Source organism: Blautia sp. MSK20_18 (assembly GCF_020553125.1).
In the GTDB taxonomy this organism is placed as follows: Bacteria; Bacillota; Clostridia; order Lachnospirales; family Lachnospiraceae; genus Blautia_A; species Blautia_A fusiformis.
Map to the genome: position 1 here is coordinate 1 of NZ_JAJCGR010000028.1, position 22,677 is coordinate 22,677.

Below are 22,677 nucleotides of genomic sequence, written 5' to 3' on the forward strand. Positions count from 1 at the left end.
CTTGCACGGTGTGGCTCGGGGCGAAAGGCGTGAAAGCGTCTGACCTATCGAGATTTCTCTTAAAAGAAGAACAGACAGCAGCCTACAGCGTGGAAATCTGGAAGCGATTCCGTAAATGGGGCGGTATTCCGACAGGAATTACCCAGAACATTAAGGATCTTTTAGCTTCCAGGGAAATCGAGAATATTTTTGAAAACTCTGATTTTATCTATATGCTCAACCAGGCATCCGGTGACAGGCAGATTCTGGCTAAACAGTTGAATATTTCACCAACCCAGCTGTCTTATGTAACCAACAGTAATGAGGGTGAAGGACTTCTGTTCTATGGAAATGTGATTATTCCGTTTGTAGACAGATTCCCGAAGAATTCCCTTTATAAGATTATGACAACCCGCCCGGAGGAAACAGCCGAAGCAGGGTAATACAGGAGGAGTAAAACAATGTTACAGGTAATTTCATATGGATTGACATTTTGTGGCGGTGCTGTATTTGGCATCGCTTTTCTTTGTTTATTACAGGCAGGGAAAGGGTATCCGAAGAAGGAGGAGTAATCAGTGGCAGAACAGAGAATGAAAGTCAGGGATAAGAAAGTCCAGAAAATGACCAAGGATGGTCTGGTGGAAGAAAACCTGACGGATAAATCTTCTGTTCGTGTCAGTAACCGTGCCAGTGATGTGCAGATGGGAGGAAAACAGGGGGAAAAAGAAGTAAGCCTTGTGGATAAGTCTTCCCGCCAGTCTGAACGGAGTGGAAAAAATATTCGTCCCTCTGTGCAAAAATCCAGAGATGCACCGGAACTGATACGGGCAGAGAAGCAAAGTGAGGATCTTGGACAGAGTAGAAAACAGCAAAATAGAAAAAGAATCCGTGCTGAAGTCGGAAAAGAATCCAGACTTGCAGAAAAATCCGAAGCCGGACAGTCAGGGAGACTGAAAGAAAAACGTGCGGATCTATCAGAAAACAGAGGAGACAGCCGGAGAAATCAGACCGGTGGTAGCAAAAAGCCAAAACAAAAACAGCGTTTGAAGTTTGCTTATGAGGAAACTGGTGCTTCTGTGAAAAATGATAAAGATATGGAGAAATTGAACCAGATGGATACGGATGGAGTCAATTTCCGACATCAGAAACAGAAGGAAAAAGCCAAAAAGTTTTCTTATGAGGAAGCAAAAAAGAAGAAGGAAGCAAAGCAGCATTCCAAGAAGGCACAGGTCTATCAGGCAAATGATGGAGAAGCTCCTGGAAAGAAGAAATCCCGCTTGAAGTTTGGCGAAGGGGAATCTGTGAAAACAGAAAAAACTTCTGTTGTCAAGAAAGCAGGAAGTGCAGCTTCCGCAGCATTGCACCGTGAGATCAGCAAAAATGAAGACGATAATGCGGCGGTAGAAGGTGCCCATAAGTTAGAAGAAAGCGGCGAAGGTGTTTACCGGCTGGAACAGAGAAGTGCCAGACGCAGGAAACAGAGGGCATTCAGAAAAAGAAGCAGACTTGAAAGACAGGAAGAGAAACAGACACAGGCGGCAGCCCGTCAGGAACAGAAGAAACTGAAAAAACAGATTCAGAAGCAACAGATCAAACGGGATTATGCCAAAGCGAAGCGAAGTGAACAGACAGTAGGAACAGCTACAAAAGGTACGATTGATTATATCAAGAAGATTGGCGGCAAAGTCACCAACTTTTTTAAAGAAAACCGGAAGGTGTATATCAGTGTAGCAGTTCTGATCGGATTGATGTTTCTGATCATAACGAATGTCACGTCATGCTCTGCAGTGTTTTTACAAAATGTGATCACTTACACCGGAACCAGTTATCTGTCATCGGATCAGGCAATCCGGGAAGCGGAACTGTATTACACACAGCTGGAAGCTAATCTGCAGGAGTGGATCAACAATATGGAATCTGAAGAACCAGGACATGAGGAATACCGATATAACATCGGACCTATTGAGCATGATCCGTTTATCCTGATTAGTTATCTGTCTGCAAAGTATGAAGAATTTACTTTTGAACAGGTCAAGCCGGAGCTGGACGCCTTGTTTGCAGAGCAATATCATTTAACTACTGAAGCAGTCAATGAGACTGTAACGGAGACAGCAACAGTAAGAGTTGGAGAATCTTTGGGACAGGTTGTGACCAGTGGATATTGTAACTGTCCAATCTGTTGTGGTATTTGGAGCGGAGGACCGACTGCCAGTGGAGCATATCCAACTGCCAATCATACCTTAGCGGTAGATGCTTCCAATCCGTTTGTTCCAATGGGAACAAAGGTAGTTATGAATGGTGTCGAATATACCGTAGAAGATACCGGAGCTTTCGCAAGATACGGTGTACAATTTGATGTCTATTATGACAGTCATGCGGCAGCATCTGCACATGGACATCAGACCTGGGAATGTTATCTTGCAGATGATAACGGAAGCAATGAAGTCGAAGTGACCAGAACCAGAGATGTGGACACGCTGAATGTAACATTGACCAGTGGAAACCTGATGTCAATCTGTCAGGACAGGCTGGGATTCTTCCAGAAAGAACTGTTCAGTGCCTACAACGATACCAAAGGCAACCTGCAGATGTTTGCAACACCGGTTGATTTTAACTGGTATTCCAGTGTAACAAGCTACTATGGATACAGAATCCATCCGATTTCCGGGGCAAATCAGTTACACAATGGTATGGATATCGGGGCACCGGAAGGAACAAAAGTAATGGCAGGGCTGACCGGAACGGTTACAACTTCTGCTTATAACGACAGCTATGGCAATTATGTTGTAATCAAGGACAGTAAAGGCTATGAACTGCGGTATGCACATTTAAGCAGCCGGAGTGTATCTGCAGGTGCATCCGTCACGAAAGGTGATGAGATCGGTCTTGTAGGAAATACCGGAAATTCTACAGGAAGCCATCTTCATATTGAGCTTCTGAAAAATGGAGAACGGTTGAACCCGATCTTTTATCTGGAAACAGGAGAAGGGGCAGGCTTTGGCGGTAATGAATATACCAGTGAAGCAGCGCAACGTTTACTGGAAGAGGCTGCAAAATATCTTGGAACACCGTATGTGTGGGGCGGATACTCTCCTAGCGGATTTGACTGTTCCGGATTTGTAAGCTACTGTCTGACAAACTCTGGTGTAAGGAATACAGGAAGACTAACAGCACAAGGATTGTACGACATTTGCACTCCGGTATCTCAGTCAGAAGCACAGCCGGGAGATCTGATCTTCTTTACCGGAACCTACGATGCAGGAGAACCAGTAACGCATATTGGAATCTATGTGGGCAATGGTCAGATGATCCATTGTGGGCATCCGGTTCAGTACACGTCCATCAACTCTCCATACTGGCAGAGCCATTTCTATGGATTCGGGCGATGGTAAGGAAAAGGGCGGTATAACAGCCGCCCGGAAAGGAGAAGAGATGAAAAGTCTTGAAAAAGCAACGGCAGATTATGAGAAAGCCAAGGAAAAAATGGAAGCATCCAAAGCCAGATATGAAGCAGATTTAAAGCGGTTCAAGGCTGCGGAGATTGCAAAAACAGAAGCGGAGAATCTGGAAATTGTAAGAATTATCCGTGCAATGGATATGAGTATTCCAGAATTGGAAGCTTTCAAAAAGAGAATGAAAAATGAACTGCCCGGCAGGGTAGAAATACAGAAGGAGGAAACAAAAGCCGATGATGAATCTGGAAAAAATGAAACAGAAGAAGAGAACAACTACTAAAAGCAGGGTGAAAAAGAGTTTGCTTGCAGCAACGACATTTCTTTGCCTGACAACACCTTTGCTCCAGACACAGACTGCTTATGCAGCTGAGAATACCACACCTGCAATCACGATTGAGAAACCGGATGGCTGGAAACAGGGCGAAACAACCATTGCTGTTACGGTAGATGCCAGTCATATGCCGGAAGGTTTCTCAATAGCAAAGATTGAAGCAAAAGCAGGAAAAGATGGAAGCTGGCAGGATGTAACTGGAAGCGGAAGTATCACGATCTCAGGAAATCAGACAGTGTATGTGCGTGTGACAGATGGTGAGGGGAAAGTCTATGAGCAGAATCGCTCTATCAAGTGTTATGACACAGAAAAGCCGACACTCTCTGCTTCCCTGACAGATGGTGTGTTGACGATTCAGGGGAATGATACAGTATCCGGGATTACTGCGGTAACAGTCAATGGCACCACTTATACAGACTTGAAGGATGGAATGCTGAGAGTGCAACTGACACAGAAAGATTTTACTACAAAACAGATTGAGATTACGGTAACAGACGGTGCTGGAAATACTTCTGAAAAGTATGTGTTGCAGAATCCTTATTATGAATGGGCAAAGAAGCAGGCAGAGAAACAGAAAACTTCCAGTGACAGTAATGGTGCAATGGCAACTACGACCAGTGCAGATGCAACTGGAACTGAGAAAACAACGACTTCTCCGCTTCCGCAGGATGCACAAGCTTCTGAGCCGACAGATGCAAAAGGAACTGTGGATGATCGGACAGTAACAGGTATTGAGGAACAGCTTAATAAAGAAGGCGAGACAGCAGATTCTGTTACTAAAACAGCTACGGAAGGCACAAAAGAGTTTTATACCATTTCAACTAAGAGTGGTAAGATTTTCTATCTGATCATCGACAATTCAAAATCGCAGGATAATGTGTATTTCCTTACCGAAGTTAGTGAGAAAGATCTGATGAACTTCACACTTTCTGATTCCGTGACACTTCCGGAAGTAGATACTGTTTATGCAGAACCAGAGAAAAAAGCAGAGGAAGAAAAACCGGAAACGACAGAGTCAGCTGAGAAAGATAAGGTAGAGGATGACATTCAGATGCCAGAAGATAAAAGTCCATTTGGAACGTATCTTTTGATTGCACTGGTTGCAGTCGGAGCTGCGGCAGGAGGATATTACTTCAAAGTCTATAAACCAAAGCATGAATATGATGACGAGGATGAGATGGAGGAGGATGAAGATGAATCCGAAGATTCAGAGTCAGAAAAACGGGAAGTAGACGATGCAGATGAGCAGGAAGAAAGTACAGAACCGGAAATCCTGAGAGATGAAGATTTTGACGATAATGTGCTGGAAGATGAAGAAGAGGAGCAGGAGTAAATGAAGTTAGTGATTGCAGAAAAACCATCGGTTGCGATGGCACTGGCTTCCGTGATTGGAGCCAGAACAAGAAAAGATGGTTACGTGGAGGGAAACGGTTATATCGTTTCCTGGTGCGTAGGACATCTGGTTGGATTATGCGATGCATCGGAATACGATGAAAAATATAAAAAATGGAAATATGAAGATCTGCCGATTGTGCCTGAATATTGGAAACACAAGATTTTGGAGGGCACAAAGAAACAGTTTGGAATCTTGAAAAAACTGATGAGAGATTCCAAAGTAGATGAAGTGATTTGTGCTACTGATGCAGGACGTGAAGGAGAGTTAATCTTTCGTTTGGTATATGAGCAGGCAGAATGCAAAAAGCCGATGAAACGGTTATGGATTTCTTCCATGGAGGAACAGGCAATTAAAGAAGGATTTGCGTCATTAAAAGACGGTTCGTGTTATGACAGTCTCTATCAGTCAGCACTTTGCAGGGCAAAGGCAGACTGGCTGGTGGGAATCAATGCGAGCCGTCTTTTTTCCGTTCTGTATAACCAGAATCTGAAAGTTGGAAGAGTGCAGACACCAACACTTGCCATGATCGTGGATCGAAATCAGAAGATCAAGGAATTTACCAAAGAAAAATATTATATGGCTCATATCAAGTTTGACGAGATGGATGCGGTCACAGAGCATTTTCAGAAAAAAGAAGATGCAGATAAAGTGGCTGCGGACTGTATGGAGCGTATGTGTGAAGTGGAGAAGGATGATGTGAAAGAGAAAACGGTCCGCTCTCCGAAACTTTATGATCTGACCACTCTGCAGAGGGAAGCAAACAGAATGTTTGGCTATACCGCACAGCAGACATTGGATGCCGTGCAGGAGATGTATGAGCAGAAGCTGGTCACTTATCCGAGAACAGACAGCCAGTATCTGACAGATGAGATGGGAGAAAGCACTGAAACACTGATTCAGATGTTACTTGGGAAAATGCCTTATGCTGAAGGTCTGGAATATCACCCAGACGTGAGTAAGGTATTAAATTCAAAGAAAGTATCCGATCACCATGCGATTATCCCAACCATGGAAGTAGCCAAAGCAGATATTGGTGAACTGAAAGAACGAAACCGCAAGATTTTGTATCTGATCAGTGCCAGGGTTCTGACAGCAACTGCAGATCCTTATATTTATGAAAGCCATAAATGCCAGATCACCTGCAATTATCATACGTTTTATCTCACAGCAAAGAAAACAAAGCAGGAAGGATTCAAGGCAATCGAAAATAAATTAAAACAGTTCTTTGGAGTAAAGATTGAGAAAGAAGAGCCGGAGCTGGATATCTGGGCAGGCAAGCATTACGGTCCCTGTGATTCTTTTGTATCGGAGCATTTTACACAGCCACCGAAACAGTACACAGAAGATACCCTGCTTTCTGCGATGGAACGTGCAGGGAATGAAGAACTGACCGAAGATACGGAAAAGAAAGGACTTGGTACTCCGGCAACAAGGGCAGCAATCATTGAAAAACTGATTCAGTCTGGTTTTGTGAAAAGGGAAAAGAAAAATCTGGTGCCGACAGATGATGGTAATGTACTGATTACGGTTCTGCCAGATGAGATTAAATCTCCGAAGATGACCGCAGAGTGGGAAATGGCATTGAATCACATTGCCCAGAATACAGAGACAGCAGATGAATTCCTAAATGGGATTACAGAACTGATGCAGGAACTGGTTGCCAGGTATCAGGGTATTTCAGAAGAGAAGAAAAATCAGTTTCAGGGAAAGGCAAAAGGAGAAGTCATTGGCAAATGTCCCCGATGTGGAGCAGATGTCCGGGAAGGAAAAGTAAATTTCTACTGTTCTGATCGGAACTGTGCTTTTACCTTGTGGAAGAATGATAAATTCCTTGCAAGCCAGGGAAAAAAGATGGATAAGACGGCAGCAAAGAAGTTCCTGTCTAAAGGAAAAATCCATTATAAGGATCTGGTATCAAGAAAAACAGGGAGACAGTACGAAGCAACTGTGGAGATGGTTGATCCCGGAGAGGGAAATGTACAGTTCAATCTGATTTTTCCACAACGATAAGTAGTGTATTGCAGGCAGTCTAAGGACTGTCTGTTTTAATACAAATATATGAAAGAGAGGACCTTAGCATGAAGAAAAAAGGTAATTTTAGAAAAGTAGTATCTGGCTTGCTGGCAGGCATGACAATGCTTAGTACAGTGCTATCTCCGATGACGGCATATGCAGCGGAGATCCAGCCAGAGGAGAAACCTCCACTTTATGAGGAAGTGAAAGACCTTCTGGATGAAGATGAGGTGGTGACTGCCAAAGATTATGAAATCGAAACAGGCAGTGTATTTGATGTGAAATCAGATTATACCGGACTGGAAATCAAGGATGATAACAAGGTCAAAGTCACATTTGAGGAAGCAAAGAATGATAAGAATGAGGATTTTACGACAGATCATGCGGACACTTACAAAGCGGTCTATTATGTGGAACCGGTAAATCAGGAGCATCCGAAGTATCAGATCAGCCGAAAGCTGATTGTGCTTGAGAAAGAAACAGAAGTGCAGACAGAAACTGCAGGGAGTGAAGCAGTAACCGAATCCGAAACAGCTGGCAGTGAACAGCAGACAGAGGAAACGGAGGATTCAGAAGCAGACTCGGAATTGCTTCCAACAGAGGAAGTGACGGAAGGTGAGCTGGAGGAGTTTGAGTCCCAGGCAAGCGAACTGTTACCGGATATGGAAGAAGATACCGAAAACACAACGGATCCGGAAACAGGACTGACGGTATCGGATGCCCTGGAGCAGGCTGAAGAGGAAGGAATCGATTTATATGCCATGGAAGCTGGTGAAACCATTACCTTTATGGCAATGACAAGTGCAAGGGCTGCACAGAAAGTATCTGTTACCAGAGGAGCTATGTACAGTTATGCAGATTATGGGTATGGATCTTATCTGACCTACAAGTACACGGTTAAGTTTGGAAATGTTTCTGCAACAGCTTATTGTGTACAGCCATCAAAACCAGGACCGGGAACAGGGAATTATACCATTAGTAAGGTTAGTGATGGTAAAGCACTTGCAAAGGTTTGTTATTACGGAACCAAGGCTGCAGGTGATGAAGGATTCTTTACAGAAGAGAATGGTTATGGAAATCTGAGTGCAGGAGCTAAGTTTATTCTTGTCCATCTGGCTGCTTCTTATGCAAACGGAAGTGGAGATGCCTTTTCCGGAGCAAACAGTACAGCCAAAAACTTAGCAATGAAGTTGTATAACTACTGTGTTTCTCAGCCGGAAATTCCGGATGTAGCAATGTCATTTTCTGATGGAGATGTAAAAGCTTATGTGGATGGCAATTCACAGAGAACCAAAGATATTACATTTAAAGCAGATAAGCTGCAGACAATTACGATGAAGCTTCCGTCTGGTGTGAAACTTCATAATCTAAGCACAGGCACAACAAGTAAAGCTGGTGCAAGTGTAGAAATTTGCGGAGGAACAAAGTTTTATCTTTCTGCACCACTGACACAGGTGAGTGATGTGGGACAGAGCTGGTCCTCTACCATGAAGGGAAGTATTACAAAAGATTACTCTGCTTATAAAATTTCTACCGGATCCGATACACAGGACTTAGCTCTGGTGTTTGGTGAGGGTGTAACAGACGAAAAATATGTTGATTTTAAAGTGTCCTGGATTGAACAGGCTACCATCGAAATCGTAAAGAAAGATGAGGCTGGTGATATCAACCTGAAAGGTGCGGTATTTGGCGTATACAGCGATGCAGCCTGCACCAACTTGATCGCTCAGATGCCTGCCACAGATAAGAATGGAAAATCCTCTGTAACGATCATCAAGACACAGGATACTGTTTATCTGAAAGAAATCACAGCACCACAGGGATATGCGGTAAGTGCAACTGCGACGAATGTTAATCTGGTAGTCGGTAAGACATCTTCTGTAATTGTGGTAAACAAAGAGCAGAGTGCAGAACTTACCATTTATAAAGAAGGACAAGTTCTTACCGGAGCAGATGTCAGTGAAAATGGAACGGTATTTCAGTATGAAAACCGCAGACAGAAAAATGCAGTGTATAACGTGTATGCCGGAGCGGATATCGTAACTGCTTATGGCACAAAAGTGTACAGCAAAGGTGACCTGGTAAAAGAAAATCTGACAACAGGTGAGAATGGTTCTGTCACACTGAAAAACCTGCATCTTGGAACCTATGTGGTAAAAGAAGCAAAAGCACCGGACAATTTCTATAACGGCAGCGAAGAAAAGCCAGTGACTCTGACCTATGCCGGACAGAATAAAGAAGTTGTATTTGCAGATGTGACTTTTAACAACGAGAGACAGAAAGCAGATGTTTCCGTAGTAAAACAGGATAAAGACACCAAGAAACCACTGAATGGCGGTATTTTTGCTCTGTATGCATCCGATGATATTAGAAATGCAGACGGAACCGTTGTTGTGAAAAAAGGAACACTGATTGAGAAAGCAACTACTGGCACAGATGGAACTGCAAAATTCACAGCAGATCTTCCGATTGGATATTCCTATTTTGTAAAAGAAGATCAGGCACCGGAAGGCTATGTAAGAAATACAGAAGATGTGTATACGTTCAAGTTTTCTTACACCAATGATAAAGAAGCAACCGTATCATTTGCCCATACCTTCAGCAATGACCGTGTGACAGCAAAAATCAATTTATTCAAAGTTGATAAAGAAACAGGAAAAGCAGTACCACAGGGAGATGCCACACTGGAAGGTGCAGTTTATGGTCTGTATGCCCGTGAAAATATCGTGCATCCGGACGGAGCAACAGGAACTATTTATAAAGCAGGAGAACAGGTAGCTTCTCTTACAACAGATGACAAAGGACAGGTTTCTGTAAATGGCTTGTATCTTGGCAAATATTATATCAAAGAGATTACACCTCCGACCGGATACCTGGAAGATACAGAAGAGCATGATCTTACGTGCAGTTATGAAGGAGATATGACAGCAGAAGTAAAAAGAGAGTGCACTTCCAGTGAGCAGGTCATCAAGCAGCCATTCCAGATCATTAAAGCAGCCAACAATGGAAAGACCGATGCAGATCTGTTATCCGGAGCTGGATTTACAGTTTATCTGAAATCTTCCCTTACAAAGAAAGCAGATGGAAGTTATGATTTTGATTCTGCAAAACCAGTAGTGAGTGGAGAAAATGGAGCAACTGAGATTTTCACAGATGAAAAAGGGTATGCCTGCAGTATTCCATTACCATTTGGAAGCTATATCGTGCGTGAGACAACAACACCGCACAACTACAAGCCAGTCGATGATTTTGAAGTGAATATCACAGAGCATCATCCAAATGAGCCACAGATCTGGCGAGTGCTTCTGGATGAAGAGTTTAAGGCAAAACTGAAAATCGTGAAAAAAGACGATGAAACAAAGAAATCCGTATTGATTGCCGGAACAGAATTTAAGGTATATGACCTGGACAACAAAAAGTATGTGGAACAGGTAACAACTTACCCAGTGACAACAACCCATAAGTCCTATTTTACGGACAGCCAGGGATATCTGATCATGCCGAAGAATCTGAAGATCGGACATTACCGGATTGAGGAAGTTAATGCACCGGAAGGGTACACAATCAATAAGAACTATGTAGAGATTGCGGTGGATGCAAACACAGCATACCAGATGGATTCTGAGAGCGGAGATGCCATTATTACGGTAGATTACGAGAACCATCCGGTAAAAGGAAAGCTGACGATCTATAAAAAAGGTGAAATGCTGACCGGATTCAAAAAGGATTTTGTTTATGAAGAAAGATACCTGAAGGGTGCGGAATTTAATGTCTATGCAGCTGAAAATATCTATACACCGGATTATCAGAAAGATGAAAACGGAAACAGACAGCTGATCTATGCAAAAGATGCACTGGTAACAACGGTAACGACCGGGGAAGACGGAAAAGCAGTTGCAGAGAATCTGCCGCTTGGTTCTTACTATGTGGTAGAAAAGACTGCACCGGAAAGATTCGTACTGAACCATGACAGATCAGAAGTCGCATTTGTCTATGCCAATCAGGATACACCTGTGATCGAACAGGAAGTGACTGTTGGCGATGACCGACAGAAAGTTGTAATCCAGGTAGAAAAACAGGATGCAGAAAATGGTGCAACCGTAGCAGGAGCTGTCTTTGGTATCTATAACAAAGCGGATATTAAGGCAGATGGAAAAGTGATCGTGAAAGCAGACACACTCTTACAGGAAATGACTTCTGATAACGATGGTCTTGCAGTATGTACGCTGGATCTGCCACTTGGACAGTATTATGTGAAAGAGTTAAAAGCACCGGTGGGATTCGTATCCTCTGATGAAGTTCTGAATCTGGATGCTTCTTACCAGGGACAGGATGTGAAGACAGTAAAACTGAAAACTGTGAAAAAGAACCAGCCGACAACAGTAGAAATCATGAAATCTGATGTAACAACAGGTGTGGAGCTGGATGGGGCGAAACTCACCGTTCTTGATAAAGAAGGAAATGTTGTGGATCAGTGGACGTCTGTAAAAGATCAGCCACATGTGATCAAACGCCTGACAGTTGGAGAGGAATACACTCTTCGTGAGGAAATGGCACCTTATGGATATCTGAAAGCAACGGATGTGAAGTTCACGCTGGAAGATACCGCCGAGATTCAGAAAGTAGAGATGAAAGATGAAGTACCGACAGGACTTCTGATCATCAACAAAAATGGAGAGTTTTTGGATAAAGTGACACTTTTGGATCATGTAAAAGGTACCGTGGAGCATCTTTTTGAGTATGTAACCGGAAGCCTTACAGATGTGACGTTCGATGTATTTGCTGCGGAAGATATTAAAGCGGCAGATGGTGTCAGTGAAGATTATTTCAAAGTAGATGAAAAAGTGGGAACCATTACCACAGATTCCAATGGTATTGCACAGATGGGAGATCTCCCGGCTGGAAAATACTATGTGAAGGAAGTAAAAACAGCCCATGGTTATGTGCTGGACAAAGAGCCGAGATATGTTGATCTTTCCTACCGTGATCAGGACACACCAGTCATCACTTATGATGAGAAATGGCAGAATGCCCGTCAGAAAGTAAAGGTTGCGGTTCTGAAGAAAGAAAAAGATACAGAACGTGTCCTTGCAGGTGGTGTCTTCGGTCTTTATACCAGTGAAAATATAAAAAATGCAAAGGGCGAGGTACTTCTTGAGAAAGACAGTCTGATCGAGCAGCGAGTAACGGATGAAAAAGGACAGATCACTTTTACGGCAGATCTTCCGGTAGACGGAAAATACTATGTGAAAGAAATCTATGCACCTGACGGATTTGTTACAACAGATGAAGTACAGGAATTTACCTTTGAATATGCCGGAGAAGACCAGGCAGAAGTAAGCTACGACTTTACTTTTGAAAATCAGTCAACCACAGTGGAGCTGACCAAAACAGACCTGACAACAGGTAAAGAACTTCCAGGTGCACACCTGAAAGTGACGGATTCAGATGGCAATACAGTAGATGAATGGACTTCTACGGAAGAATCCCATGTGATCAAAGAACTGGTTGTTGGTAAAGAATACACCATGACAGAGACAAAACCGGCAGATGGATATGTCACTGCAGAAAGTATTATTTTTACAGTAGAGAATACAGCAGAGGTTCAGAAGCATGAGATGAAAGATGATGTGACAAAAGTGCAGATCAGTAAGACGGATATCACAGGAGAAACTGAGATTCCAGGTGCGAAACTGACGATTCTCGATAAGGATGATCAGGTAGTAGAGAGCTGGACTTCCACAGAGGAAGCACACTATATCGAAAAACTGCCAATCGGTAAATATACCTTGCGTGAAGAGCAGGCACCGAAAGGATATCTTCTGACATCTGATGTGACATTTGAGGTGAAGGATACTGGAGAAGTCCAGAAAGTGGCTATGAAAGATGATACTGCCAAGGGAAAAGTGATTCTCAATAAGGCAGATAAATCGTCAGGAGAACCGCTGAAAGGGGTAGAATTTGAACTCCGTGACAGCAAAGGAAAAGTTCTGGAAACCTTAAGGACAGACGCTGCCGGTCATGCAGAAAGTAAGCTGTATGAGATTGCCACATTTAAGAACGGCAAATATGATACAGCAATCAAGTATTATCTGGTGGAAACAAAAACACTGGATGGATACACACTGGATCAGACCAAGCATGAAGTGACATTTGCTTATGTGAATGACAGTACACCAGTCGTGGAAGTTACTTTCAATCTGACAAATGAGAAACCGGAAGTTCCAGAAACACCGAACACACCGGATACACCACAGTCCCATGAAGAGACAAAGGTATCAAATGCACCAAAAACAGGTGACAGCACGAATATCTGGCTGCCGATTCTGCTTCTGGTAATCTCCACAGGAGGTATGGCAGGACTTTATATCAGTAGAAAAAGGAAAACCAAATAAGGAAACTAAAACCAACGGTTATGATTGGGAGCTTCTATGTGAGGCTCCCTTTTTCATACAAAAAATCACAGAAAGGAACAGAAAACTATGATGAAAGCAATGGAAAAAAGACAGGAAGCACGAAAAAACCAGGAGAAAACAGTAAAGAGAATGATGGCTTATCAGAAGAAAGCTGAGCAGATGGTCAGCAGAAAAAGAATGAACCATCACATGATCAGAAAGGGGTAAAAGCGTATGATGAACAGAAAAGAATTTTATGAATATGTCAAAGACAATGTAAAGGAGTATCTGCCAGAGTCTTACAGGGACGCAGAAATTAAACTTCAGGAAGTAGAAAAAAACAATGGACTGAAGCTTACTGGCATTACAATTCCAAATGGGAATCAGAGAATCGTACCGACAGTCTATCTGGATTCCCTCTACCAGGAATATATCAATGGGAAAGATGTAGATTCTTGTGTTGGGGATGTAGCTGATATGCGTATTGAAGCACAGGGTAAAGCAGAATTTTTTGATATGGGAGTTCCGGATATTCTTGATTATGAGAAGATGAAGGACAAATTACAGATGAGAATTTGTGACAAAGAATGGAATACCGATCGTTTGGCAGACAAAGTAGTCACAGAACACGGAGATTTTGCAGCTTATTATGCAGTAAATCTGGAGGAAAATGGAGAGGGAATCAGCAGTATTCCAGTAACTGTTTCTCTGATGAACGAATGGGGAGTATCTGTCGAACAGATTCAGGCAGATGCGATGATGGCAGATACGAACAGAGGCGTGCAACTGGTGGGTATGACACAGATTATCGAATCTATGATTTTTGGAGGAACACCGAAGAATCTTTTGAATGAAAAACTGGATATGGAAACTGTGGAGAATCCAATGTTCTGCCTTACCAATGAATCTAAGATGAATGGAGCTTCCCTGTTACTGCAGGAAGATATTCGGAAACAGATTGGGGAATGCCTGGGAAGTGATTACTTTGTTATCCCATCTTCCGTTCATGAAGTGCTGATTCTCCCGGATAACGGTATTTTTCAGGTTCCAGAATTAAATGCGATGGTACAGGAAGTCAATGAGACACAGGTGGAAAGACAGGAACAGCTTTCCGATAAGGTTCAGTTTTGTGACAAAAAGACTGCAGTAATGGAAAATGCTGAGCGCAGGGAAGCTCGTTTGGAAAAGGAAAAAGCAGCCGAAAAAGCGGAAGTAAAAGGTGGAATCCATGGAAGATTGGAGAAAGCTAAGGCAGAAATCAAGGCAAAAGAAGCAGACAAAGTGCCAAAAAATAAGTCAAAAGATCTTGCCGCAGCATTATAAAGAGAAGCAACGATGATTTTAAGGGGACTGTGCCAAGCAGTCCCTGATTTTATGAAAAGGAGTAGCACATGGCAAATAAATTATATGCAATGGAACAGCTGACGGAAGAGGTGGCAAAAGATGTAGCTGCCAGTCCGCAGGAATGGATGCGGTTCCTAAACACGGCATCCAGACTGTATAAGTATATTTTTCCAGAACAGCTTTTAATTTATGCACAGCGACCGGAAGCAACTGCCGTAGCATCCATGGAAATCTGGAATCAGAAGATGTACCGCTGGATCAAAAAGGGATCCAAGGGGATTGCCTTGATTGACAATACTTCCGGACCGAAAACAAAACTTCGGTATGTATTTGATGTGCAGGACACTTATAAAGTGCGGAATCTTGGAAAGGATCCTCAGTTATGGAATCTTCCGGTGGAAGGAGAACAGCTGGTGGCAGATTATCTGCAGGAGCAATTATCACTGGAAGATACGGAAGGAGGACTTGCTGAAAGCCTGCATCAGGCAGCGAAGGAGAGTATGCAGGAATGGCTTCCTGATGCATTGGAAGAACTGAGACTTGACGTAACAGGGACATTTCTGGAAGAACTGGACGAACAGAATCAGGAAGTCGAATTTCGGGAACTGATGACCAATAGTGTCTGGTATGTATTACTAAACCGGTGTGGACTGGATGTACAGGAATATCTGGATGCAGAGGATTTTCGGCATATTACGGACTTCAATCAGCTGAAAATATTAGGACATCTGGGAAGTGCAGTCAACGAAATCAGCAGGCCAGTCCTGATGCAGATTGGACGGTATGTGTTGAATGATCTGGAAAATGACCTGAAAATGGTTGCAAAAGAAAAAGAAGTAGTCTATAATGAATTTAACACGTTAATTCGTGAAAACAAAACAAATAACACAGAAAATAGAGAAGAAAATAAGGAGGAAACGGACTATGAGAGAGATCAGTTACAGCCAGAACGGAGAGTATCAGATTCCGGATATCAGCCTAGAAGAGACAAGCGGAACAATCGGGAAGTACGGAATGATGCGGAAAGAGTATCTGAGAAGTCACAAAGTAGCCAGGTTCAACATTCTGACACTGCAGAACCGTCTGGACAGTCATCTGATGGAGGTCGACAGTCAGGCAAGACAGAGAGTAGACAACCTGATAAACGAACTTCTGGAGAAAGATCCGGCACCGGACAAGATGGCAGACACAATGGCGTGGACCAGACACATGAACCAGATCAAAGCACAGGCAGAGGAACTGGTGATCCAGGAGATTATTTACAGTTAAGCCTGTTCCCAACAGAAGAAGAACAGTTAGGAGAAATAAGGAAAGCGGCAGCTGCATTAGAACAGCCAGCTGCTTTTCTTATTTCTGATGAAGTGGTAGACGATATTCTCCGAACAGGAAGTGGACAGAAAAATACACTGTTTCACATTACTGCAAGACTGATCGAAGGTCTGGATAATGAAGAAATGCAAAGTTTCCTGAAAGATGAATATGGCACCGGAGGAAAAGGATTTACCATAGATAATCAGAAAATCAGTATCTGGTACGACAACGATGGTATCCGTATCCGGAGAGGTGACTCTGCAAGAAGAAACTTTGACCGTATCGTTACGTGGGAAGAAGCTGCTGACAGGATCTGGGATATGTATGAGGAAGGAAATTACGTTGATAATCTTATCTCCAATAATGCTATCGAGCAGGAGCAGGAAGAAATGACTGATCTTCTGGCACTCCATTTTCGTGATACGAGCAGAAACAGAGAAGAACAGCTGTCTTATTCTGACTGGCAGGACGTAGTGGGAGCAGCTTGGACAGATCCAGAAGAAGCAGCTGCGACTGCCTATCGTTTTGAATGGCTTCAGGAAGATATGGAAAAGAATCCAGAAGATTATCATCGTTGGGAAATCCAGCATAATCCGGAATATTTCCAGCGTTATAAAGATCTCCAGAGGGAGCGTTTCTGGGTGGATCAGCAATTCAAGGTAGAGCGACCGGCACTGTCCTTTATCACACAGGATGAAATTGATGCAGTGTTAAGAAGAGGCGGAATTACTGCCGGAGGACGTAACCGGATTTACGAATATTTCATGGAGCACCATGATATGAAAGATGCAGCTGAGTTCCTGAAAAATGAGTATGGAACAGGTGGTTCTTCACCCGGAATACCAGGAGCAGGTGCTTCCGACGCATCCCATGATGCAAAAGGATTAAAACTTGCAAAAGGGAAAATTGGCAGTCCAGAGGTAGAAGTTTTATTAAAGTGGAACAAAGTTGCAGAACGTGTCTGCCAGTTAATCCGCACAGATGATTATTTGTCACCAGAAGAAATGGAAAAGTACGAAGAGCGACAGGAAGCACAAAGACAGGCAGATCTGGAAGAAGCACAGCAGATGTTAGGAGAACAACAGAAGCAGGATACTTTGACCGCTGAAGATATAACTGATTTGCAATTAGTTGATTCAGAATATATGTCTGGTACCAGAACAACAATTCATGATTTTGATTGCAAAGTTAAGGGAGAAGAGAATCAACTTCAATACACATTAGAATATCATGATGATGGAGAAGGTTTCACGATTCATACGGAAAAAGATGATATTTGGAATCGAATGTCAACACAAGAATTGGAACGTCTGGATGTAAAACTTGGACAAGAAGTACTTTATTATCATTATCACAACAAAACAGTAAATGCGGATACCCTAGATAAATTACGGGAAATCAGGGAAGAAATAATGGAGGAAGAGTCCTCGTATTTCACTGCTATTTCTAATCGTGTGTGGACAGATTATGATAAAAAAGAAAAAGAATTATCTGGAGAAGTTGAGGTATCGGAAGAAAAAGAATCTTTGGAAGAGATTAACGGAATATCAGAACCGATTCCAGCAACGAACTTCCGCATCACAGATGATGAGCTTGGACAGGGTACAGCAAAAGAAAAGTTCCGTGCCAATATCATGGCAATCCAGCTGTTGAAGAAATGTGAGGATGAGAACCGTAATGCGACACCAGAGGAACAGGAGATTTTATCCAGGTACGTTGGCTGGGGAGGTCTTGCAGATGCATTTGATGAAACAAAAGCTGCATGGGAGACAGAATATCTGGAATTAAAGACGGTTCTTACACCGGAGGAATATGCTGCCGCCAGAGCTTCCACCTTAAATGCTCATTATACACAGCCGATTGTGATTGACAGTATGTATCAGGTGTTGGAGAATCTGGGATTTACAAAAGGAAATATCCTGGAGCCATCTATGGGAGTCGGGAACTTTTTTGGAATGCTTCCGGAGAATCTAAACCAGTCCAAACTTTATGGTGTGGAATTGGACAGCATCAGCGGCAGAATTGCAAAGCTGCTCTATCCTGATGCCAATATTCAGATCAAAGGTTTTGAGAAGACAGATTATCCTAATGATTTCTTTGATGTGGCGATTGGAAATGTGCCATTCGGTGCATATAAGGTCAATGACCGTCAGTATGATCGCTTCAATTTCATGATTCATGATTACTTTCTTGCCAAAACGATAGATCAGTTACGGCCAGGTGGTGTGGCTGCGTTGATCACAACAAAGGGAACCATGGATAAGGCGTCACCGGAAGTACGGAAATATCTGGCAGAGAGGGCAGATCTGTTGGGAGCAATCCGACTGCCCAACACAGCTTTTAAGGCAAATGCAGGAACAGAAGTCAGTGCTGATATTTTGTTTTTCCAGAAGCGTGACAGCATGACAAAAGAGATGCCGGAGTGGGTGAATCTTGGAAGTGATACCAATGGAATTACAGTCAACCAGTATTTTGCAGACCATCCTGAAATGATTCTGGGTGAGATGAAAGAAGTATCGGGTCCATATGGTACGGAAACAACTTGTATGCCGATAGAAGGTGCTGACCTTGAACTCCAGCTTGCAGAAGCGGTCAAGAACATTCATGGAAGCATGGTACCGGCAGTAGATGTGGAAACAGAACTGGATGAGATGCCAGAGAGTATTCCGGCAGATCCAAATATCCGAAATTACAGCTATACGGTGGTAGATGATCAGGTATATTACCGTGTCAACTCATTGATGAATCAGGTGAAGATGCCTGCCGCTACTGCAGAACGTGTAAAAGGCATGGTTGCAATCCGTGATACTGTCCGGGAGTTGATCGCCATGCAGATGGAGGAATCCGTCACAGACGAAGAAATCCAGAAACAGCAGGAGAAACTGAATCAGGTATATGATACCTACACGGCAAAGTATGGAGTCATTGGAAGTAATGCCAACAAACGTGCATTTTCTGATGACTCTTCTTATTGTCTGCTGTGTTCACTGGAAGACTTGAACGAAGATGGAACGCTGAAACGAAAAGCAGACATGTTTACTAAGCGAACCATTAAAAAGGCGGTCGCTGTGACAAGCGTTGAGACAGCGACAGAAGCGTTAGCATTATCTTTGAATGAAAGAGCAAAGGTGGATCTGAACTATATGGCACAGCTGACTGGAAAGACAGAAGAAAAAATCACGGAGGAACTGGTTGGAGTTATCTTTAAGAATCCACTGACAGACCAGTGGGAGAGCGGAGATGAATATCTGTCCGGAAATGTCAGGGATAAATTAAATACTGCGAGAACCTTTGCAGAGAATCGTCCGGAATTTACACCGAATGTCCGTGCATTGGAGGCAGTTCAGCCAAGAAATCTGGAAGCATCTGAAATAGAAATAAGGATTGGGGCAACCTGGATTGAACCATCGGATTATCAGGACTTTATGCGGGAACTGCTTCATACCCCGTGGTATCTTGCACAGAAGGAAATACAGGTAAAATACTCTGAGGTCAATGGTGAATGGAGGATTACAGGAAAGAATGCCGACAGTCCGAGAAATGCGTTTGCCTATGCAACGTATGGAACTGAGAGAGCAAATGCCTATAAGATTCTGGAAGATACCCTGAACCTGAAAGATGTACGCATCTATGATAAGAGTGTCAATGAGAATGGTGATGAAATCCGTGTCCTCAATAAGAAAGAAACCATGCTGGCATCACAGAAGCAGGATGCCATGAAAGCAGCATTTAAGGATTGGATTTTTAAAGATCAGCAGAGGCGTGAAAGACTGGTAAAAGTTTACAATGAACGATTTAACAGTATCCGACCTCGTGAATATGATGGCAGCCATCTGACATTCCCTGGAATGAATCCGGAAATTGAGCTTCGCCCACACCAGAAAAATGCAGTCGCACATCAGCTTTATGGTGATAATGTGCTTCTTGCTCATGTAGTAGGAGCTGGGAAGACCTACGAGATGGTAGCGGCTGCAATGGAGAGCAAACGTCTGGGATTATCTCAGAAAAACCTCTTTGTCGTTCCAAACCATTTGACGGAGCAGTGGGGAGCAGAATTCCTGCAGTTATATCCAGGTGCCAATATTCTGGTGGCAACCAAGAAAGATTTTGAACCGGCGAATCGGAAAAAGTTCTGTGCCAGAATCGCTATGGGAAATTACGATGCTATTATTATTGGTCATTCCCAGTTTGAGCGTATACCAATCTCTGATGAGAGGCAGGAAGCTATGCTGCGGAAGCAGATTGATGATCTGGAAATGGCGATTCAGAGTGCAAGGTATGAACAGGATGGCGGACGTTATACCGTCAAACAGATTGAAAAAACCAGAAAGACACTGCAGACAAGGCTGGAAAAGCTGAATCAGAAAGAAAAAAAAGATCAGGTAGTTACGTTTGAAGAACTGGGAGTAGATCACTTGTATGTAGATGAAGCACACAGCTATAAAAATGCGTTTCTCTATACAAAAATGAGGAATGTAGCCGGGATTGCACAGAACGAAGCACAGAAGTCGGCAGATATGTTCAATAAATGTCAGTATCTGGATGAGATTACTGGAGGAAAAGGCATTACTTTTGCCACGGGCACACCAATCAGCAATAGTATGACGGAATTATATGTTATGCAGCGATATCTGCAGAACAGTAAATTACAAAATATGGGACTTGGACTGTTTGATTCCTGGGCTTCCACTTTTGGAGAAGTTGTCACGAGCATCGAACTTGCTCCCGAAGGAACAGGATATCGTGCAAAGTCCAGATTTGCACGGTTTTATAATATCCCGGAACTGATGAATATGTTCAAGGAGATTGCAGATATCAAGACTTCCGATCAGTTAAAGCTTCCTGTGCCGGAAGCAGAATATGAAACAGTGGTGCTGAAACCAACGGAACAGCAGAAAGAAATCGTAGAAAGCCTTGGAGAACGTGCGGAAGTTGTCAGAAATGGCGGAGTAGATGCCGCGGTTGATAATATGCTGAAAATCACCAATGATGGAAGAAAGTTAGCATTGGATCAGCGTTTAGTGAACGAATTATTGCCAGACAATCCGGAAAGCAAGATATCAGTCTGTGCAGAGAAAAGCTATGAAATCTGGAAAGACACAGCAGCACAGAAATCAGCACAATTGATTTTCTGTGATTTGAGTACACCGAAAGGCGATGGCAGTTTTAATGTCTACGACGACCTGAAACGGAAACTGATGGAAAAAGGAGTGCCGGAAAAAGAGATTGCTTTTATTCATGATGCAAATACAGAAGCAAAGAAGACGGAGCTGTTTGGAAAAGTGAAATCCGGACAGGTTCGTTTTTTGATTGGTTCTACAGCAAAGATGGGTGCAGGAACCAATGTGCAGGATCGTCTGATTGCGTTGCATCATCTGGATATTGGCTGGAAACCATCTGACTTGGAACAGAGGGAAGGACGTATTATCCGTCAGGGAAACCATAATAAAAAGGTTCATATCTTCCGGTATGTAACTGAATCCACATTTGACAGCTACATGTGGCAGTTGATTGAGAACAAGCAGAAATTCATTTCTCAGATTATGACCAGCAAAGCACCTGTGCGAAGCTGTGAAGATGTAGACGAAGCGGCACTTTCCTATGCAGAGGTCAAAGCTCTTGCAACCGGAAATCCGGCAGTAAAAGAGAAGATGGCATTGGATGTTGATGTGGCAAAATTAAAACTTTTAAAAGCCAACCACATGAATAACCAGTATCGACTGGAAGATGATATTGCAAGGAATTTTCCACAACAGATTGCAAAACTGACAGAGATCATTGACAGCTACAAGGCAGACATCGCTCATTTTTCTGAGTACAAAATCACAGATCCAGAGCAGTTTTCTATGGAAATCAGTGGCAAAGTGTTCACAGAAAAGAAAGAGGCAGGAGCGGCTCTTCTGGCGGTCTGCAAAGAAATTAAGTCTGTGGATGCAGCTATGGATATTGGAAGCTATCAGGGATTTAACATGAGAATCCAATTCGACAGTTGGAGCAAAGAGTTTATCCTGTCTGTAAAGCATGAATCGGTAGCTAAAGTTCGATTGGGAGCCGATGCTCTAGGAAATATCACTCGTATCAATAATCTTTTAGAAAGTTATCCGGAGAAACTGGCAGAAGCAGAACAACGGCTGGAAACGGTACAGGAGCAGATGACAAACGCCAAAGAGGAAGTCGGGAAGCCATTTCCAAAAGAAGAGGAACTGAACCAAAAACTGGAGCGACTGTCAGAGTTAAATGCACTTCTCAATATGGATGAACGGGAAGATACAGAAACAGAGCAGTCGGAATCAAAAGAGAAAGAAGAAAGACCGGCACGAGGTTCTATCCATGAGAAACTGCAGATTTATAAGGAAAAGAGTCAGCGGGAAAGTGAAACTGGCAAGGAAACCAGAAAACGGGACTTCGGTCTGGAATAAAGAGGAAAGATGGCATAATTTGGTAGAAGAAGGT

Annotated in this window: 9 protein-coding genes and 1 pseudogene; all 10 read left to right on the forward strand. The window is 43.0% G+C overall.

The window, feature by feature from the left end; all coding sequences use genetic code 11:
* A pseudogene (locus LI091_RS13795) lies at positions 1 to 422 on the forward strand (VirB4-like conjugal transfer ATPase, CD1110 family); the annotation flags it as partial.
* An 18-nt stretch (positions 423 to 440) separates the two neighbouring features.
* Complete coding sequence (locus LI091_RS13800; protein ID WP_023922645.1) at positions 441 to 551, forward strand: hypothetical protein; 111 nt, start codon at positions 441 to 443, stop codon at positions 549 to 551.
* A gap of 18 nt (positions 552 to 569) precedes the next feature.
* Positions 570 to 3,371, forward strand: a complete 2,802-nt coding sequence (locus LI091_RS13805) for a CD1108 family mobile element protein (protein WP_174088908.1) — start codon at positions 570 to 572, stop codon at positions 3,369 to 3,371.
* 40 nt (positions 3,372 to 3,411) lie between these two features.
* Positions 3,412 to 3,714 carry a DUF4315 family protein gene (locus LI091_RS13810; RefSeq protein WP_008688068.1) on the forward strand — a complete coding sequence of 101 codons (303 nt, stop codon included), beginning with the start codon at positions 3,412 to 3,414 and terminating at the stop codon, positions 3,712 to 3,714.
* On the forward strand, positions 3,668 to 5,098 hold the full coding sequence (locus LI091_RS13815) for a CD1107 family mobile element protein (protein WP_331463635.1): 1,431 nt from the start codon (positions 3,668 to 3,670) through the stop codon (positions 5,096 to 5,098). Before LI091_RS13810 ends, LI091_RS13815 begins: the two co-directional genes overlap by 47 nt.
* Entirely contained in the window at positions 5,099 to 7,171 is a 2,073-nt protein-coding gene (locus LI091_RS13820) for a DNA topoisomerase 3 (protein WP_265191271.1), read from the forward strand. It begins immediately after the preceding gene.
* 68 nt (positions 7,172 to 7,239) lie between these two features.
* The gene (locus LI091_RS13825; RefSeq protein ID WP_265191272.1) at positions 7,240 to 13,569 is read left to right on the forward strand and encodes a SpaA isopeptide-forming pilin-related protein; all 6,330 of its coding nucleotides are present in this window, start codon (positions 7,240 to 7,242) and stop codon (positions 13,567 to 13,569) included.
* A gap of 87 nt (positions 13,570 to 13,656) precedes the next feature.
* Positions 13,657 to 13,797, forward strand: a complete 141-nt coding sequence (locus LI091_RS13830; RefSeq protein ID WP_008688072.1) for a hypothetical protein — start codon at positions 13,657 to 13,659, stop codon at positions 13,795 to 13,797.
* 6 nt (positions 13,798 to 13,803) lie between these two features.
* Positions 13,804 to 14,892, forward strand: a complete 1,089-nt coding sequence (locus LI091_RS13835; protein ID WP_265191273.1) for a DUF5688 family protein — start codon at positions 13,804 to 13,806, stop codon at positions 14,890 to 14,892.
* Between the two features lie 68 nt (positions 14,893 to 14,960).
* A complete protein-coding gene (locus LI091_RS13840; RefSeq protein ID WP_265191274.1) occupies positions 14,961 to 22,643 on the forward strand; it encodes a DEAD/DEAH box helicase family protein in 7,683 nt (2,560 codons plus the stop codon).
* The last annotated feature ends 34 nt before the right edge of the window (positions 22,644 to 22,677 follow it).

What these genes read in the sequence shown, in the direction of transcription:
- LI091_RS13800 (WP_023922645.1), top strand. Translation starts at nt 441, where the DNA reads ATGTTACAGGTAATTTCATATGGATTGACATTTTGTGGCGGTGCTGTA.
- LI091_RS13815 (WP_331463635.1), top strand. Translation starts at nt 3,668, where the DNA reads ATGATGAATCTGGAAAAAATGAAACAGAAGAAGAGAACAACTACTAAA.
- LI091_RS13805 (WP_174088908.1), top strand. Translation starts at nt 570, where the DNA reads ATGAAAGTCAGGGATAAGAAAGTCCAGAAAATGACCAAGGATGGTCTG.
- LI091_RS13830 (WP_008688072.1), top strand. Translation starts at nt 13,657, where the DNA reads ATGATGAAAGCAATGGAAAAAAGACAGGAAGCACGAAAAAACCAGGAG.
- LI091_RS13840 (WP_265191274.1), top strand. Translation starts at nt 14,961, where the DNA reads ATGGCAAATAAATTATATGCAATGGAACAGCTGACGGAAGAGGTGGCA.
- LI091_RS13835 (WP_265191273.1), top strand. Translation starts at nt 13,804, where the DNA reads ATGATGAACAGAAAAGAATTTTATGAATATGTCAAAGACAATGTAAAG.
- LI091_RS13810 (WP_008688068.1), top strand. Translation starts at nt 3,412, where the DNA reads ATGAAAAGTCTTGAAAAAGCAACGGCAGATTATGAGAAAGCCAAGGAA.
- LI091_RS13825 (WP_265191272.1), top strand. Translation starts at nt 7,240, where the DNA reads ATGAAGAAAAAAGGTAATTTTAGAAAAGTAGTATCTGGCTTGCTGGCA.
- LI091_RS13820 (WP_265191271.1), top strand. Translation starts at nt 5,099, where the DNA reads ATGAAGTTAGTGATTGCAGAAAAACCATCGGTTGCGATGGCACTGGCT.